15 protein-coding genes and 1 riboswitch are annotated in these 16,923 nt (G+C 46.8%); of the genes, 5 read left to right on the top strand and 10 right to left on the bottom strand.

What is annotated here, in order from left to right:
* Positions 1-149: 149 nt before the first annotated feature.
* From LOZ80_RS00985 to LOZ80_RS00975, 3 genes are all read right to left on the bottom strand, one after another.
* Positions 150-944 (bottom strand): nucleotidyltransferase domain-containing protein, encoded by a 795-nt coding sequence (locus LOZ80_RS00985; protein WP_238169682.1) that lies wholly within the window; start codon positions 942-944, stop codon positions 150-152.
* A 66-nt stretch (positions 945-1,010) separates the two neighbouring features.
* Entirely contained in the window at positions 1,011-1,628 is a 618-nt protein-coding gene (locus tag LOZ80_RS00980; protein ID WP_238169681.1) for a hypothetical protein, read from the bottom strand.
* A 38-nt stretch (positions 1,629-1,666) separates the two neighbouring features.
* Entirely contained in the window at positions 1,667-2,230 is a 564-nt protein-coding gene (locus LOZ80_RS00975) for a hypothetical protein (protein ID WP_238169680.1), read from the bottom strand.
* A gap of 686 nt (positions 2,231-2,916) precedes the next feature.
* Here LOZ80_RS00975 and LOZ80_RS00970 point away from each other — a divergent pair.
* The 4 genes from LOZ80_RS00970 (at position 2,917) to LOZ80_RS00955 (ending at position 7,776) form a co-directional block, all read left to right on the top strand.
* Positions 2,917-3,681, top strand: coding sequence for an NAD-dependent epimerase/dehydratase family protein (locus LOZ80_RS00970; protein ID WP_238169679.1), 765 nt, complete (start codon positions 2,917-2,919; stop codon positions 3,679-3,681).
* Positions 3,682-3,735: 54 nt separating this feature from the next.
* Positions 3,736-4,551, top strand: a complete 816-nt coding sequence (locus LOZ80_RS00965) for an SDR family oxidoreductase (RefSeq protein WP_238169678.1) — start codon at positions 3,736-3,738, stop codon at positions 4,549-4,551.
* A 45-nt stretch (positions 4,552-4,596) separates the two neighbouring features.
* On the top strand, positions 4,597-6,357 hold the full coding sequence (locus LOZ80_RS00960; RefSeq protein ID WP_238169677.1) for an alpha-glycosidase: 1,761 nt from the start codon (positions 4,597-4,599) through the stop codon (positions 6,355-6,357).
* Positions 6,358-6,816: 459 nt separating this feature from the next.
* The gene (locus LOZ80_RS00955; RefSeq protein ID WP_238169676.1) at positions 6,817-7,776 is read left to right on the top strand and encodes a cation diffusion facilitator family transporter; all 960 of its coding nucleotides are present in this window, start codon (positions 6,817-6,819) and stop codon (positions 7,774-7,776) included.
* A gap of 51 nt (positions 7,777-7,827) precedes the next feature.
* On the opposite strand, the gene LOZ80_RS00950 is transcribed toward LOZ80_RS00955, so the two are convergent.
* The 7 genes from LOZ80_RS00950 to LOZ80_RS00920 all read right to left on the bottom strand — a co-directional run bounded on the left by LOZ80_RS00950 (position 7,828) and on the right by LOZ80_RS00920 (position 15,540).
* Positions 7,828-8,886, bottom strand: a complete 1,059-nt coding sequence (locus LOZ80_RS00950; RefSeq protein WP_238169675.1) for a LacI family DNA-binding transcriptional regulator — start codon at positions 8,884-8,886, stop codon at positions 7,828-7,830.
* Positions 8,887-9,080: 194 nt separating this feature from the next.
* On the bottom strand, positions 9,081-9,893 hold the full coding sequence (locus LOZ80_RS00945; RefSeq protein WP_238169674.1) for an ABC transporter ATP-binding protein: 813 nt from the start codon (positions 9,891-9,893) through the stop codon (positions 9,081-9,083).
* A 3-nt stretch (positions 9,894-9,896) separates the two neighbouring features.
* A complete protein-coding gene (locus LOZ80_RS00940; protein ID WP_238169673.1) occupies positions 9,897-10,715 on the bottom strand; it encodes an ABC transporter permease in 819 nt (272 codons plus the stop codon).
* Positions 10,716-10,734: 19 nt separating this feature from the next.
* Complete coding sequence (locus tag LOZ80_RS00935; protein WP_238169672.1) at positions 10,735-11,757, bottom strand: ABC transporter substrate-binding protein; 1,023 nt, start codon at positions 11,755-11,757, stop codon at positions 10,735-10,737.
* Positions 11,758-11,821: 64 nt separating this feature from the next.
* A riboswitch (guanidine-I (ykkC/yxkD leader) is annotated at positions 11,822-11,931 on the bottom strand.
* 408 nt (positions 11,932-12,339) lie between these two features.
* A complete protein-coding gene (gene sdhB, locus LOZ80_RS00930; protein ID WP_238169671.1) occupies positions 12,340-13,104 on the bottom strand; it encodes a succinate dehydrogenase iron-sulfur subunit in 765 nt (254 codons plus the stop codon).
* Positions 13,105-13,106: 2 nt separating this feature from the next.
* Complete coding sequence (sdhA, locus tag LOZ80_RS00925) at positions 13,107-14,870, bottom strand: succinate dehydrogenase flavoprotein subunit (RefSeq protein WP_079409780.1); 1,764 nt, start codon at positions 14,868-14,870, stop codon at positions 13,107-13,109.
* A gap of 16 nt (positions 14,871-14,886) precedes the next feature.
* A complete protein-coding gene (locus LOZ80_RS00920; protein WP_283214730.1) occupies positions 14,887-15,540 on the bottom strand; it encodes a succinate dehydrogenase cytochrome b558 subunit in 654 nt (217 codons plus the stop codon).
* A gap of 294 nt (positions 15,541-15,834) precedes the next feature.
* On the opposite strand from LOZ80_RS00920, the gene LOZ80_RS00915 reads away from it, so the two are divergent.
* On the top strand, positions 15,835-16,731 hold the full coding sequence (locus tag LOZ80_RS00915) for a LysR family transcriptional regulator (RefSeq protein ID WP_238169670.1): 897 nt from the start codon (positions 15,835-15,837) through the stop codon (positions 16,729-16,731).
* Positions 16,732-16,923 lie beyond the last annotated feature (192 nt).

The following is a 16,923-nucleotide window of genomic DNA, read 5'->3' as shown; positions in this document are numbered from 1 at the left end:
TTTTTGAAGTTGCTAGGATAACTCCTCGCTCAGTCCAACACATATAAATTCTTTGGAAAAAAGCTTCCACTTCCACCTTACCAGGTGGCTCTGGAAGCCTTGTTCGAGAGACTAGCCAAAACGGCTTTTCCCTTATGGGCGCAGTCTATTTATTTGGTCGATAACGAGTTATAAACTTGGTTAAGGTAGGCAACGGATACTTGCTCAGCTTCTTTTTTATGCATCAAATGAGTGAGGTTTTGACGAAGTCGTTGATAGATGCGGATGCTTGCCTGCATAGCGTTGTAACAGCTCTCGGCATTGTGCGAGGGGACCGTTTCTTCAAGTTCCGTAATTGCGCCCAGAGCTTGCTGTTCCAGTTTCCTCACACCTCGTGGGAGCTGCCCATTTTCAACAAGAATCAATGGTCCTAATACCGTCCCTCGTAAAAAAGTAATCATATCTATACATTCAAATAATTCGCCTCTGCCTAGCTTGGCAGCTCCGTAGTGGACCCAGACCCAAAATCGATCTTCAATCCACTGAGGATCAGGGTAAGGGAAGTCGGGAGTCGTTTGCTCAAGAATCGTGCTCATCTCCCTGTCTCTCTCCCAAAGAACGAGAGGATCCTCTACTCTTTCTTTAAGCTCTGCGGGGGAAAGCAACTTAATATCAACATGTAGGGCAGTTGGACCGTATAAGCAAATAACCAACCTTGGTTCTCCGACATGTTCACCTGTGAATGCGGAAAGCAAGTTGCCAAAACTTCCTACAAGCGTCAATCGCTGCTCCATGATTTCTTCTTGATGAGCAGGGTCATAGACCACAATAAAATCTAAATCACTGTATTCATCCATGGAGCCCGTCAACATGGAACCTCCACCAAGCAATCCAACTAGGCGATGGTCCTGCGCAACTTGTTCTTTTACACGCTCGATAAACTGTTCGTGACCTGGTAACTTCATTGTAAACACTCCTAATATTGGGACCCATGAAAATGGGTATTACGCCATCATATCTTTTTCTAAATGTCATGTCAAAGAATTCAAAACTTTTGATTCTAATATCTTGTGAAAAATCATGATTTTCTCAACGTACTCCTTCTCATTCAAAAATAACAACCAGTTACGATCTTCATAACTCAAACACGTCTCATGTAAATTTGCTCTTTTTGTTTTAACTTTGCATGATATACAGGTGTAAAGAGCCCCGTGATCAAATATAATTTCTTCATCTTCCTTACTATAAACTACCTTACCTCCAACAAGCAGATTACTATCTGAACTTTTTCTATAGTAGTTATGCTTTTTGAGATACTCATCCATCATTGAAGTATAGATATGATGAGGATCAAAGTTTTCCAAAACTCTCTGCTTGATATAATTATCACCGTGGGAAACAAACTTTGATTTTATGTCCTCCAAAAAAACTTCTAGTTCAATCTGATTGTCAAAATTTCTAGACATATTGGAACCGTCAACGAGATAATCTAATGATTTATCGTCTATGCACGTTTTTAATCCGGCTGAGATCGATTTTCCATGAAAATATATGAGAAGGCCAACATCAAAACCGCTAACTTCTTTAAGAAACGCAATATCCCCTGAAAGTCCTGAATGCTTGCTATACTGATAACCAAAACTCTCCATTGTTTCACAAAGACTATTAAGTACTGTTTTATTAAGATTTATTTTTTATCTTCCTTTGAACCTATATAAACAATATCATCTTTTACAATACTGTCATTTGAAAGTGCTTCGAATGAAAAACCCACCAACTTCTCGATTCGCAAGGTATTTATAAATAGATCTAATACCTCTAAAATACGTTCTTCCTCATAAACTGCTTGATATAAGATCTCTTTCATTTTTGTAAATGACATTTTTTCTATTGGCAGCTCTTCAAAAAATTCAAAATTAGCCAACACTAGTTCTTCATTAGTGTAATAAGGATTCTTATCGTAATCAATTTCAAAACTTCCCTTTCTATCCTTACAATTAAACAACTCGTACTTCCAACCGTAATCCGTTGATCCCATAAAGTTTATCACATTTGTTTGAAGTTCTTTAGCAATATGACTAGCTAGTATACCTCCATATTGATCTTGGTTTTCCACTGCAACAGCGACCCATCCTTGATTGGTCTCAATAAGATAAGCAGAAGTGTTCTTTAACTCCAAAAACTTTACAGTTTTCTTAATTACTTTACTACTATTAGCTTGAATTAATATGATAGATGTAAATTGACTCATTTTTATTCTCCTTAAATTAACTATATCTATAAGGTAGCATAACCACTAGGGGTTATAGAAAAAAGATCACCCGAAGATTGATTCGGGTGATCTTTTTGATTTGTGGTGCACTGGGATGTATAAAAAAAGGAACCCAGCCAACGGGGCCGGGTTCAAAAGTTTATATTAAAAAGGGGGTCTTGGTTATTATAATACCTCCTAAACATTATGAAACCATAACAAGAATGTTTCAATTATATTACAAATTAGAAAACGCTTTATTTCCTGTCGTATTATACCTCATTATCCTGTCCCCCCTCCCATCCAGCTAACACTAACAGGAATTCCTCCAGCAAATTCAAGCCTAAGTAGCGTAATATCGTCAATTAGCAGGAAAAACTCCCTTTAAAACAGCCGAAAACCCCCTCCATAACCAGAAAAAATCAAAATTAGCTGGAGCTTTTCCCGGTAATCGGTCTCTTTCAGCAGAAAAGCGATGAAATAACAGGAGCTTTTCCAGTTAGCCTGATTTCCTACGAAGCCGCCGTCCTCTGTCACACTCTCTCTATCACTGTCCCCTCACCATCCCCCATCAAATTTACCATTCCGCCCACAACCTGCGTTTATTTTCTCCATATTGGTTAATGAATAAGATAACCATTCAACGACTCAACCACCAACCATTCATTTCCCAGGAGGAACTCCCCATGAAAATTCTAATCACCGGAGCAGCCGGCCGGATCGGCAGTGTCCTGGCCGACTACCTCAAAGACCGCTACACGCTCCGCCTCGCGGATCTCGAAACAGCATCTCTCACCCGCTATCCTAGCGGCGATCACGAATACATAGCCCTCAACATCACCGATGTCGAGGCCTGCCAACAAGCCTGTCAAGGCATTGACGTGGTCATCCACTTGGCTGCGGATCCTTCACCCAAAGCGGGATTCTACGAATCCCTCCTGGACAACAACATCAAGGGAACGTTCAACATGTTCCGGGCGGCCAAAGATCAAGGCGTAAGCCGCATCCTCACGGCCAGCAGCGTACAGACGATTGAAGGCTACCCGCTCGACTCGCAGCTGTATGCGAATATGCCGACGCGTCCCCATAATTTGTACGGGGTGAGCAAATGTTTTGCTGAGTCGCTGGCCTGCTATTTCGGGTATGCGGAGCATTTGCAAAGCATTGCGATCCGCATAGGAGCTTTCGATGACTCGCCTGCGGAGGAGGAGGACCTGACGGCCCGGGATATGAGCGCTTATCTCCATCCGGCGGACTTGTGCGATCTCATTTTCAAAACAATTCTGTCTACGAACCTAGGTCCCTTCACAATCCTGCATGCCATATCAGACAACAGCTTCAAGCGGCTCGATCTAACGGAAACCAAAACTTTGGTGGACTATGACCCAAAAGCGAATGCTTTTGAAAGGAATCACATTCATTTTCATGACAGCAAACCCGATTCGAACTAAGCGAGCAAGGGTAAATGACTATATAATCCGTTTTACTTTGAGGAGGTTCAAACGATGACCATTCAAGATCAAACCCATTCACAACCATCCGCTGAGGCGGGAAAAGTCGCCATTGTCACTGGCGCCGCATCCGGCATTGGCTTGGCTTCAGCCCTATTGTTGGCTGAAAAAGGCTACAAAGTTGGCCTGCTCAACCGCCCAGGAAGCGAACTGGATGAGGCTGTAGACAGAATTACAGCTTCCGGCGGAGAAGCGATCTCTTTACCCGCCGATATTGCCTTCGAAGAGCAAGTGAAGCAAGCCATTCAGACGGTGATGGACCACTGGGGCCGACTCGATGTCTTGGTAGCCAATGCCGGAATTAATGGCGTACTTTCGCCTATTGCGGATATGGAGCTGGACGACTGGAACGCGACGATCAATATTAACCTGACGGGGACTTTCCTGTGTGTCAAATATGCGGTAGAGCCTCTTAAGCAGCAAGGAGGCAGCATCATCATTACCAGTTCAATCAATGGCAACCGGGTATTCTCTAATTTTGGAATGAGTGCTTACAGTACGTCCAAGGCGGGGCAGGTTGCTTTTATGAAAATGGCTGCGCTAGAACTAGCCCGCTATCGAATTCGCGTCAACGCGATTTGTCCGGGGGCCATTCACACTAACATTGGCGAAAATACAGACCGCAGGCCGGAGCTTGAGGAAATTACGATTCCTGTCGAATATCCCGAAGGCGATCAACCGCTGGAGCACAAGCCCGGATCGGCCAAGCAAGTTGCTAATCTAGTGTACTTTCTCGCTTCCGAGCATGCCAGTCATATTACTGGAACACCCGTCTACATTGACGGCGCTGAATCCCTACTCCATGGATAGACCGCATACGCACGCGTTCATCTCGCAGACAAAGGAGACCCCACTATGCAGATTGAAAGCTTATACCATTCGCCCCATACCAAATGGGCCTATTCCTATGATAGCAGTACGTTCCATCTTCGCGTACGAACCAAGAAAAATGATGTCAACGAAGTAACCGCGATCACTGGCGATAAATACGATTGGGACAACTACCATAATGACTATCCGATGTTGAAAATCGCGACCGACCGTTATTTTGACTATTGGGAAACAGAGCTGTCGCCCGCGCAGAAGCGGTTCTCCTATGCTTTCCGTCTGCAGTCCGAAGAGGAAACGATTTGGATGACGGAGTCAGGAATTTATGAGGAGCAGCCCCACCCTCCTGCTGGTTATTATGAAATGCCCTATATGCACGAAATCGACGGCTTCAAGGCTCCGGAATGGGCCAAGTCAGCGATTTTTTATCAAATCATGCCGGATCGCTTCGCCAATGGGGATACCAGCAACGATCCGGAAGGCGTGCTTGAATGGGGAGAGCAGCCTACCTTAGATTCTCATTTTGGTGGTGATTTCCAGGGGATCCTGAACCATCTCGATTATTTGACGGAATTAGGCGTTACCGCTATTTATTTGACGCCAATATTTGAAGCGCCTAGCAATCATAAGTACGATACGGTGGATTACAGAAAGGTTGATCCTCATTTTGGAGACACCGCATTGCTCAAAGAATTGGTCGCAGCCTGCCATGCTCAACAGATTAAGGTTGTTTTGGATGCCGTGTTCAACCATTCGAGCGTTGACTTCCCGCCTTTCAGAGATGTGCTGACGAACGGCAAGCAATCCAAGTATGCGGACTGGTTCCATATACGCGATTATCCGGTTGAAGTCAAAAAGGAGGGGCCACTCAATTACGAAACATTCGGCTTCTTCGCTTCCATGCCTAAGCTGAATACCACGAACCCCGAGGTCAAGCAATATTTGCTGGATGTCGCCGAGCACTGGCTCCAAGAAGTGAAGATTGACGGTTGGCGGCTCGATGTGGCGAATGAAATCGACCATTCCTTCTGGCGTGATTTTCGCAAAGTCGTCAAACGCGCGAATCCGGAGGCTTATATTATTGGAGAAGCATGGAGCGATTCCCTGCGCTGGTTGCTGGGAGATCAATTCGATTCCGTGATGAATTATCCATTTTCGGATCGTGTACTGCCATTTTTCCAAGCGGAGCAGCCCAATGGACTCTCTTTCGCCGAAAATATGAATCACATTCTCATGCGCTATCCGACACCAACCAATGAGGTCCTGTTTAATTTGCTGGGCAGTCACGATACGCCGCGCGTTTTAACGATGTTCAAAGAAAATAAAAGCCGGCTGAAGCTGGCCGTTACGTTTCTGCTCACTTATCTCGGAACTCCCTGTATCTTCTATGGGGACGAAATTGGCTTAAAGGGCGAACAAGACCCCGATTGCCGCAAGTGTATGGAATGGGATGAATCCAGGCAGGATAAGGACTTATTTGATTTTTATAAGCGTTTGATTGCTCTTCGCAAGGAACATGAGGTGCTCCGTTTCGGCCGTTTCACTTTCTTGAGAGCGGATGCGGAGGATGGCAGAATTATTTATGAACGCAGCAGTGAGAAGGAAGTCTTCACGATCTGGATGAACCATGCGGAGGAGACTTCTATTCTTGCCCAGCCTGCCGATCTAGAGACAGAAGATTGGCAGGATGCTTTCAGCGGTGAACCCGTGAAGCCCAATGATGGATTTATCAGCATGGAACTCGAGCCGTTCGGATTTCGCATTTTGCGCAGATCCCTGCCTAGGTAATTGCAAGGATCAGAACGGCTTCACCACCCTGAGAGATGGGCCTCTTATAAGCAACAAATCCTAATAAGTGAACTACAGGACGCTATTTAGGCAAAAAGCAGAGATGCTGGAGCATTAGCGGAACTACAGGGTCTTATATCCGCGAAAAGCGCTGAATATCTCATCAAACGGCAGAATAGGGTACTGTAGTTCCCTCAAGCTGGCGATAATGTCAACTTTGGCGAGAATAGCGTACTGTAGTTCCCTCAGCCTCGCTACAAGCGACACTTTGGAATAAAATGGCGAGAATAGCTAGAGTAGCGACTTGGCGTATACAATAATCACTTGGAGAAAGCCTGAGAAATCAGGCTTTTTCTTGATCTTCATTATTTTTACAAGAAATTTAGTTGCACCAGCGAGGTCGCTGGCATATAATAACTATATCTTAATTAGAATAATTATAAATAAGGAGGGACCTATATGAGTATCGAATATGATTTCCACCATCTGCACCATGTGAAAGAACAGAGTAAATCAAGAAAAACGTTGTGGATCACACTCATACTGACCGCCTTTTTCACGATTGTTGAAATTATTGGCGGCGTGCTTTCGAATTCACTTGCGCTGCTGTCCGATTCCGCTCATATGATCTCTGACGTGATTGCCTTGGGACTAAGTATGATTGCCTTGCAGCTTGCTACGCGCCAACCCAATGCCAGGTTCACTTTCGGTTTCCTGCGGTTTGAGATTATCGCTTCCTTTCTGAACGGATTAGCGCTTTGTGTGATTGCTCTAGGTATTTTCATTGAAGGCATTCAGCGCATGATTAATCCTCAGCCGATTCAACTGGGCCTGATGCTCGTGATTGCTTCTATCGGTTTCGTCGTGAATCTCGTCTTAACCCTCGTCCTCCATAACAGTGTGAAAGAAGAGGATAACTTGAATGTCAAAAGTGCGCTATGGCACTTTTTCGGGGATCTCCTCAGCTCTGCTGGCGTCATTATTTCGTCCATTGCGATTTATTACTCCGGTTACCTCTGGTTTGATCCTCTCATTTCGATGGTCATTGGCGGCATTATTTTTACGGGCGGGGCCAAAATCATCAAGGAATCCTACCTGATTCTGATGGAATCCGTTCCGGATCAATTCAATCTCGATGACATTCGCGCAGCGATTAGCCAAGTGGAAGGCGTTGAAGATGTCCATGAGATGCATCTCTGGGCTGTTTCCACGGATCACTATTCCTTAACGGCTCACGTGTTCATCAGCCCGAACATTCAACCGTTCTGCGTCATTCTTGCGATTAATGAGACGCTGAAAAACAAGTATGGCATCGCACATTCCACGATCCAAATCGAACACGCCGACATTAACCCGCATGGCGAATACGGCAAGGAATTCTTGCGTCATCAGCGGCAGCTGAACGGCAACTATAGGTAAACAAAGACCGCTCCCCCGCTCTCACCAGAGAGTAGGATTGCGGTCTTTTCGTCATGCCATTGATGATTTACGCACGATCATGTCCAAATCGATTAGCAGCTCATGGCCCTGTACACGAGGCAGATGTTCTTCCAGCAGCGCCGTGCTCTCCTCGTCCAAGGGCTCACTGATCTGCTTCATCAGGAAGGCAGCAACAAGGCTGGTTTGCAGATCCACCGGCATATCGAAGCTAGTGATCGCTGGGTAACTAGCCCTTGAATACAGCTCATTGTCCATGCCGATCAGCTGCACATCTTCTGGCACACGAATGCCACGCTCGTGGCACAAGGCCAGAATTTCCAGCGCCAGCGCATCATTGAACGTATAGATGCCGATCGGTCGGCGCTCTCCGCTCAAGCGCAGCGCCTCATCCAGCGTTCCCGCTATACCCAGCTCCCCCACGTCTAGGAGCGCATGAACCGTCGTTTCCGCAGAATCGCCAAGTCCAGCAAGGAAGCCTTGGATTCGCTGCTCATTGGCTCCCATGCCATTGCGTTTGCCGACGTAGATGACGGATTGGCAGCCGCTTCGCAAGAAATACTGCACGGCTTCTACCGAAGCCTTCGCAAAGTCCAGATTCACGGCCAACTGCACGATATCACCTGGCCAGCCCCAGCCGTTAAAAATAACGAGTGGCGTCCCCACTCCAACCAACTGCTGCGTGGACTGCATACTCATCGCCAAGCCGTGGCTCACGAGACCGTCCACTCTGCGCTGCAGCAGATGTTCGAGATGGCGCTGTTCAATCTCAGCATCCATGCCGGCCGCTGAGAATACGGATAAGTGATACCCGAACCGATGCACCTTCTGTTCCAAACTCTCCGCAAAACGGCCATAATAGCCGCCAAAATGCGGGATGATAAGCCCTAATTCATAGGACCGACGCCGACTCAGATTCGTTGCCATAACATTGCGCCGATAGCCTAACCGTACAATCGCCGCCTCCACTTTACGTATCGTTTCCTGTGCCATAGGAACCTTGCGGCGGTTAATCACATTAGAAACCGTTGCAATGGAAACGCCGGCTTCTGAAGCCACATCGATAATTGTGGGCTGTTTACTTTTGTTCATCAGACTTCCCTCATTCTTAGAACGCTTTAATTCATTTTATCGAGAAGCAATTCACGCGTCAAATATCGCCATTTTGCGCAACGCTCAAAAAAAAGCCCCGAAAGCAGCCCTTGGCCGCTCGGGCTCTTTTCGGGGCTAATCTCAGGGTTGTTCTTTGGTTGATCTCAGGGTTGACATCTTTGGCAGTTCTCGTCCTATTGTTCGGCCTCCTGATGCCCAATCAACGAAATCACCTGCTTTTTCAGCTTCAGGAAAGCTTCGGAATCCCTCACGCCTTCAACCTCGCGAAGCCCCTGCGGAATGACGATTTCTTTGCGAATCGTGCCTGGATGCGCCTGCATCACATAAACGCGCTGCGACAGGAAGATCGCTTCCTCAATATCATGCGTGATGAAGACGACCGTCGTCTTCTCCTTCTCCCAAATGCGCAGCAGCAGTTCCTGCATCGCATTCTTGGTCTGCGGATCAAGCGCACCGAACGGCTCATCCATCAGCAGCACCTCCGGATTGTTGGCCAAAGCCCGAGCAATCGCAACACGCTGTTTCATGCCTCCCGAAAGCTCCTTCGGCAGCGATCTCGCGAACTTATGCAAACCGACCAACGCCATGAAATGATCGGAGATCGCCCGCTTTTCGAACAAGGGCACTCCCTTAAGCGTCAGTCCGAACTCAATATTCTCCCTCACGGACAACCAAGGGAACAGCGTATAGCTCTGGAACACCATGCCGCGATCGGCGCCAGGCCCATCAATTTCATGTCCAGAAATGCTGAGCGATCCCGTCGTCAGCGTCTCCAAACCCGCAACAATTCTCAGCAGGGAAGACTTCCCACAACCAGATGGGCCCACAAAGCTAACAAACTCATGAGCATCCACATGGAACGAAACTCTATCCAACGCAACGAACTGAGACTTCTTCGTGCTGTATACTTTTGTTACATCGGTGGCGTTAATTTTACTCACCACAGCCACATTTTCGCTCAACGGCTCTCGATTCAATGCCTGCATTTGTCAACGCCCTCCTTCCAGCCACGGGAAAAATCTCCGGTGACAATAGGCAAATGTGCGATCCGTAAGTAAACCAAGCAAGCCAATGGCGATAATCCCCACGAAAATGAGATCGGTATTGAGGAACCGCTGAGCCTTCATAATCGAGAAGCCAAGCCCGCTGCTAGCCGCAACCAGTTCCGCGACAACCAGGTACGTCCACGCCCAACCGATGATTAAGCGCATCGTATTCATTAGATCCGGCAAGAGGGCTGGGATCAGCACCTTTTCAATAGCCTGCCAGCGATTCGCCCCGAGTGTATACGAAGTTTGCAGCAAATCATTCGAGACAGACCGCGTATTATCAGCAACCATAAGCATTAGTTGGAAAAAACAGCCTATGAAGATTACAATTACTTTCGCCCATTCGCCAATACCTGCCCACACCATAATCAGTGGAATAAAAGCCGTAGCTGGCATATAGCGTATAAATTCAGTCGGAGGCACTAGCAGCGCTTCGGCGAAACGAAATGTTCCCGCCAGTATGCCAAGCGGAATCCCCAAAATACAAGCAAGCAAGAACCCTGCTCCTACGCGGAAAATACTAATTCCCACATGATGCCAAAACACAGCGTTTTGCAATTGAATGATGAATTGACGCAGCACTTGATCCGGTGTTGGCAGAAACGTGCGATTGACGAAATTGCCGTAACTAAGCAAACTCCAGAACGCCAGCACCAACACCACAATCAGCACAACACCTGAGATATACGTTTTACGATCAATATCGCCCCGTATGGCAAACAACGTTGATTTGCGTCTTTTTTTGATAGTCGTCTCCATAGAGCACCTCACTTCACTTTTATTTCTTGCGCTCCTTCAGCACTTCTTCTACAAAGTGGCTGTCCAGGAAGCTTTCAGCCTTGGGAATGGATGTTAGCATATCCAGACTCTTCAGGAACTCGGCCGTTTTCTGTGACGTGAATGCGAGAGATTCATAGGAATCGCCTTTTTGGAAAGCTTTCACGTTATCCTCAAGTTGGAAAATCTTCACGCTGTCCACACCCGCTTTGTATTCGTCAACCGGCGTTTCTGCCGCTTTGGCCATAATTTGCAAAGACTCCTCCGGATTGGCCTTCCAATAGTCAAGCGCATCGAACCAGGCATTGATGATTTTCTTCACATCTTCGGGACGATTTTTCGTGATTTCTTCTTTGAAAACGAGGAGATCAGGGATAAGTCCAGGTGTGTCTTTGGATGAAAATAAGAGTTTGCCCTTGCCCTCTTGGATCGCTTTGCTCAGGAAAGGTTCCCATAATACAGCGGCATCCAGATTGCCCGAGATGAATGCTGGACCTGCGTCGTTCACTGTCATATTCGTATAAGCGACGTCTTTCTCGCCAAGCCCTTCTTTTTCCAAGGCAGTAAGCATTAATAGATGATCGACGGTGCCCAATTCTGTCGCGACTTTTTTCCCTTTCAAATCCTTCAGCGAGTTAATGCTAGGCTTAACTACAACGCCGTCTCCGCCATTGGAATTATCGTTCACCAGCACGGCTTTCAGCTTAATGCCTTTACTCGCCGGAGCAAGCGTATCACTCAGGGTTTGGCTATTCGCATCCACCTTGCCAGAGGCTAGCGCAGATAAGGAATCGCTGTAGACCGGGAACCATACGAGGTCGACCTTAACCCCATTTTTCTCGAAGAAGCCTTTCTCCTTCACCAAATACCAGACGAACCAACCTGGCCAAGGGCTAAGCGCCAATTTGATCGGTTCTGCGCTGCTCCCTGACTTCGTGTTTGCTGCCTCTTTGCTTGCACACCCGCTAACTACCGTAAACGTCAATAACACGGCCATCATCAGAAATACCATTCTTTGTCTCATTCTGATCTCCCTCTCCCTATGAACTGGTAAAAAGAAAAGCCCAGGATGATATCATATTCTGATATCCTCCCGGGCTTTTATCCCTCCGTGTGCACGATGATGCGTCATCGTGTGTCTTCTCTTGGACCAGACCAACAGCCTTCATTCTGCCGCGGAACCCTAGAAAACATGTGTGCTATGAAATTGGTACGGAGTCTTACATTTGTTCTTATCATACTTTCAACTCGCTTATATGTCAACATATATGACACAAATAAATATTTCGTTGTCAATTGCGCCTTAATTGTAATATTATATAACATATATACATTCAATCGGAGGTGTTTACGATGTATTCGATTCACTACCATATTTATATGTTAGATATTCAGCCAATCAAAACAGCATCTGCACCCTTAGAGCATCCTGTTCAAGTTGACTTGCAAGAAACTCATCCAACTTCCCATCGTCCTCCCTATATTGCCCCTATAAATAACAGTGATTGTGCGACAACAACAGCTTTCCCCTCTTCCTCTTAGCCTCTTCACCTACGAAAAAGCCCGACACCCTGGCAATCAGGGTATCGGGCTTTATTTTTATCACTTACACGCCTAACCATTTCTTGAACAAATGTTTCGTTGTATCTGCATTCAACGCTGCGATGGAAGTCGTGAGCGGAATGCCTTTCGGACAAGAGCGTACGCAGTTTTGCGAGTTGCCGCAACCTTCGATACCACCATCTGTCATCAGGGTATCCAAACGCTCGTCTTTGTTCATTTCACCTGTCGGGTGAGCATTGAATAGACGAACTTGTGATAACGCGGAAGGCCCGATAAAGGAGTTCTTGTCATTGACGTTCGGACAAGCTTCCAAACAAACGCCGCATGTCATACATTTGGACAGCTCATAAGCCCATTGACGCTTCGACTCAGCCATACGCGGCCCAGGTCCAAGATCATACGTACCATCGATTGGAACCCATGCTTTTACCTTTTTCAAGGCATTGAACATGCGTCCGCGGTCGATAACCAAGTCACGCATTACCGGGAACGTACTCATCGGCGCTACGCGAATTGGTTGCTCCAGCTTATCAACAAGCGCTGAACAAGCTTGGCGCGGTTTGCCATTGATGACCATAGAACAAGCTCCGCAGACTTCTTCCAAACAGTTGGATTCCCAACAAACGGGCGTCGTCTTTTGGCCGCTGGAGTTCTTAGGATTACGCTGAACTTCCATCAAGCCGCTGATGACGTTCATATTGGAGCGATAAGGAATTTCAAATTCCTCGGTATAAGGTTTGGAATCCGGACTCTCTTGACGAGTCACGATAAACTTCACTGTTTTTTGTGCGCTTAGTGTCTCAGCCATGATTAATGTCCTCCCTTTTTCTTCTCCGTGGAGTAGTCACGCTTCCGCGGTGCAATCAAAGATACATCAATATCTTCATAGCTGATTTTCGGACCATCCGGCGTCCAATCGGCAATTGTCGTTTTCATGAAATTCTCATCATCACGCTCTGTGAATTCCGGCTTGTAATGCGCGCCGCGGCTCTCGTTACGCAGCAGGGCGCCAAGCGTCATCGCTTCAGCCAATTCGAACATATTCCAAAGTTGACGCGTGAACGCAACCCCTTGGTTGTTCCAACGTGCTGTATCCGTGATGTTGATGTTGTTGTATCTTTCTTTCAAATCTTTGATTTTGCCAATGGTATCTTCCAAACGATCGTTGTAACGAACAACCGTCATATTCGCGTTCATCATGTCGCCAAGCTCTTTGTGCAGAACGTAGGCGTTCTCTGTACCATTGTTCATTTTGAGCAAGTTCTCATAACGGTCCGTATGACGTTTCTTCTCACGATCAAACACGATGGAAGACGTGTCATCAGCATGTTTCTCTAGACCGCGGATATACTCAACCGCTTTAGGACCGGAAACCATTCCGTCATAGATCGCGGAAACGAGCGAGTTCGCACCCAAACGGTTTGCGCCGTGATGCTGATACTCACACTCGCCTGCTGCAAAGAGACCAGGAATGTTCGTCATCATATTATAGTCAACCCAGATTCCGCCCATGGAATAATGAACCGCCGGGAAAATCTTCATCGGGATTTTGCGTGGATCGTCGCCCATGAATTTCTCGTAAATCTCCATGATGCCGCCAAGCTTGATATCAAGCTCCTTCGGATCTTTGTGAGAAAGATCAAGGTAAACCATGTTCTCGCCGTTGATGCCAAGCTTCTGGTCCACACAGACGGAGAAAATTTCACGCGTTGCAATATCACGCGGCACCAAGTTGCCGTAAGCCGGATATTTCTCTTCAAGGAAGTACCAAGGCTTACCGTCTTTGTATGTCCAAATACGACCGCCTTCACCACGCGCGGATTCAGACATCAAGCGAAGCTTGTCATCTCCTGGAATCGCAGTCGGGTGAATTTGAATCATTTCTCCATTGGCATATTTAACGCCTTGTTGGTAAACCGCACTTGCAGCTGTGCCAGTGTTGATAACGGAATTGGTAGTTTTCCCGAAAATAATCCCAGGACCGCCCGTAGCCAAGATAACCGCATCAGCCGGGAACGTTTGAATTTCCATGCTGCGCAAATCTTGCGCTGCGATACCACGGCAAACATTGTCGTCGTCCAGAACGGAACCGAGGAATTCCCAGTGCTCGAACTTCGTGACGAGACCCGCTGTTTCCCAGCGGCGGACTTGCTCATCGAGTGCGTACAAGAGCTGCTGGCCGGTCGTTGCGCCCGCGAATGCTGTACGGTGATATTTGGTTCCACCGAAACGGCGGAAGTCAAGTAGACCCTCTGGCGTACGGTTGAACATAACGCCCATCCGGTCCATCAAGTGAATAATCCCTGGAGCTGCGTCACATAATGCTTTAACAGGCGGTTGATTCGCTAGGAAATCTCCACCATAAACTGTATCATCAAAGTGCTCCCATGTGGAGTCACCTTCACCTTTGGTATTCACCGCGCCGTTAATGCCGCCTTGCGCACATACGGAGTGGGATCGTTTCACAGGTACCAAGGAGAACAATTGCACATGAACCCCGGCTTCTGCTGCTTTAATTGTCGCCATGAGTCCCGCAAGGCCTCCGCCAACGACGATGATTTTCGAATTAGCCACTTCTGTTCACCCTCCCTTAATGCCCCGAATGTGCTTCTACCGGAACTGAAAATTCCGAACCTGTAAAAGCTACCAATGACATAATAAACATAACGGACATCACAACGAACAGAGCCATCCAAATAATGGAAGAATAACGCTGCGCGCGCGGTCCAACTGTAATCCCCCAACTAACCAAGAACGACCAAATTCCATTACAGAAATGGAAGCTTGCTGAAACAACACCAATGACATAAATCGTGAAAATAACTGGATTCGTCGCAATATCGTGCATCGTTCGGCCAAGATCCTCATGCGCTACATTGCCTAGAGCAACCTGTAAACGCGTTTCGAAGAGATGCCAAGCAACGAACAAGAACGTGATAACGCCGGTTACGCGTTGAAGCATGAACATTTGATTGCGGAAATACCCATAGCTGGACACGTTATTTCTGGCTTGATAAGCCACATAGAGACCATAAACGGCATGATAAAGAAGCGGAAGCCAAATCCCCACGATTTCCAAGAGAAGAACCAATGGCAGACCGTTCAGCCAATTAATTTGATCCACGAATGCTGCTGGACCTTTGGTTGCTTCGTAGTTAGTGAGCAAATGCTCAATAAGGAAGAAGCCCACCGGAATGACACCTAGCAAAGAGTGGATCTTTCGAAAGTAATACGAATTACCCATAATGTAACCAATTCCCCCCTCAACAAAATTCATAAACTAAAACTACCATCTGACAAGTTTAGACAAAACAAGCCACATACCATTGTACTCTCGCCGCAAACGAGCGTCAACCCATAATCATCCACGCCTATTTTGCGCCAAAGCAGTGAACGAATATACACGGCTAGCCAATAAATGTGAATAAAAAGTGACATGTACATCGTACCTCTTTCGCGCTTATAATGGAAGTGCCGTTTTTTTATATACACTTATAACTAATTCACATATATAGATGAAAAAGGAGCTGATAACGCCATGGAACTTTTGGACGTTTTCGCGGTTGTTGTCGAACAGGTAAGCCTCAACAAAGCGTCTCAATTGCTGAATATTTCGCAGCCGGCACTATCCCGTAAAATAATGAAACTGGAAGAAGAGCTGGGAGTAGAACTGTTCATTCGCAAAGGCAAAAGACTGGAGTTAACCAAAGTAGGGCAGATTTGTTACGACCACGCCCTGGAGCTTCGTCATCTGGAGCGTAAATTCAAACAAACCATCCAGATGTACAAAGCTGCGGGCAGCCACAGCTCCATCACCATCGGAGCCAGCCTCACGACCTTGCAAGCAACGCTTCCCGATCTCATTACAGACTATTTGAAGGAATATCCATTAACCGAAATTAAACTTCTGACCGGCAAAACCCATGAAATTGTCACCATGGTCAAAGAGCACAAAGTCGACATTGGTGTCGTCGCCTCCCAAATCAATGCTTCCAGCCTGCACTGCGAGCCATTGTTCGATGATCACCTCTGTCTCGTGCTGCCGCTTGGACATCCCTTCATCGATCGCAGCGCGATTACCATGGATGATTTGAACGAGCTGCCGATGATTCTGTTCTCCAAAGGGACCTGGTATCGCATCCTGATGGATGAACTCTTCCATCGTTATACGATTTTCCCCAACGTCCAAATGGAAATCGACTCCTTCGAAGCCATAATTCGGCTCGTTTCCACTTGCAAAACAGCCACCCTGCTGCCGAAATCCTATTTGCGGGAGGATTTAATTCGAAATAACGAGCTGATCTTGCGTCAACTGGTCGAATTGGAGCAAACCAAACGAACGACATCCCTGATCTACTCCGATCATACTTCCGATAACCCAGAAGCCATGAAGTTCATTAATCAGGCTGTCACCTGCTTTGCGAAGCATAAATAGCTGCATCAGACGGTAGGTCAATCATTAGAAAAACGGCTTCGCCGCCCTGATAGATCAGTCTCTTCTTAGCGGTAAAACCTTGCAAGGGAACTAGAGGACGCTAATTAGGCAAAAAGTAGGGATGCGTGCGTAATAGCGGAACTACAGGGTCTTATTTCCACGAAAACGTTGAAAATTCCCATGAAACGGCAA

Source organism: Paenibacillus sp. HWE-109 (genome assembly GCF_022163125.1).
Lineage (GTDB): Bacteria > Bacillota > Bacilli > Paenibacillales > NBRC-103111 > Paenibacillus_E.
This window is presented reverse-complemented; position numbering and strand designations above follow the sequence as displayed.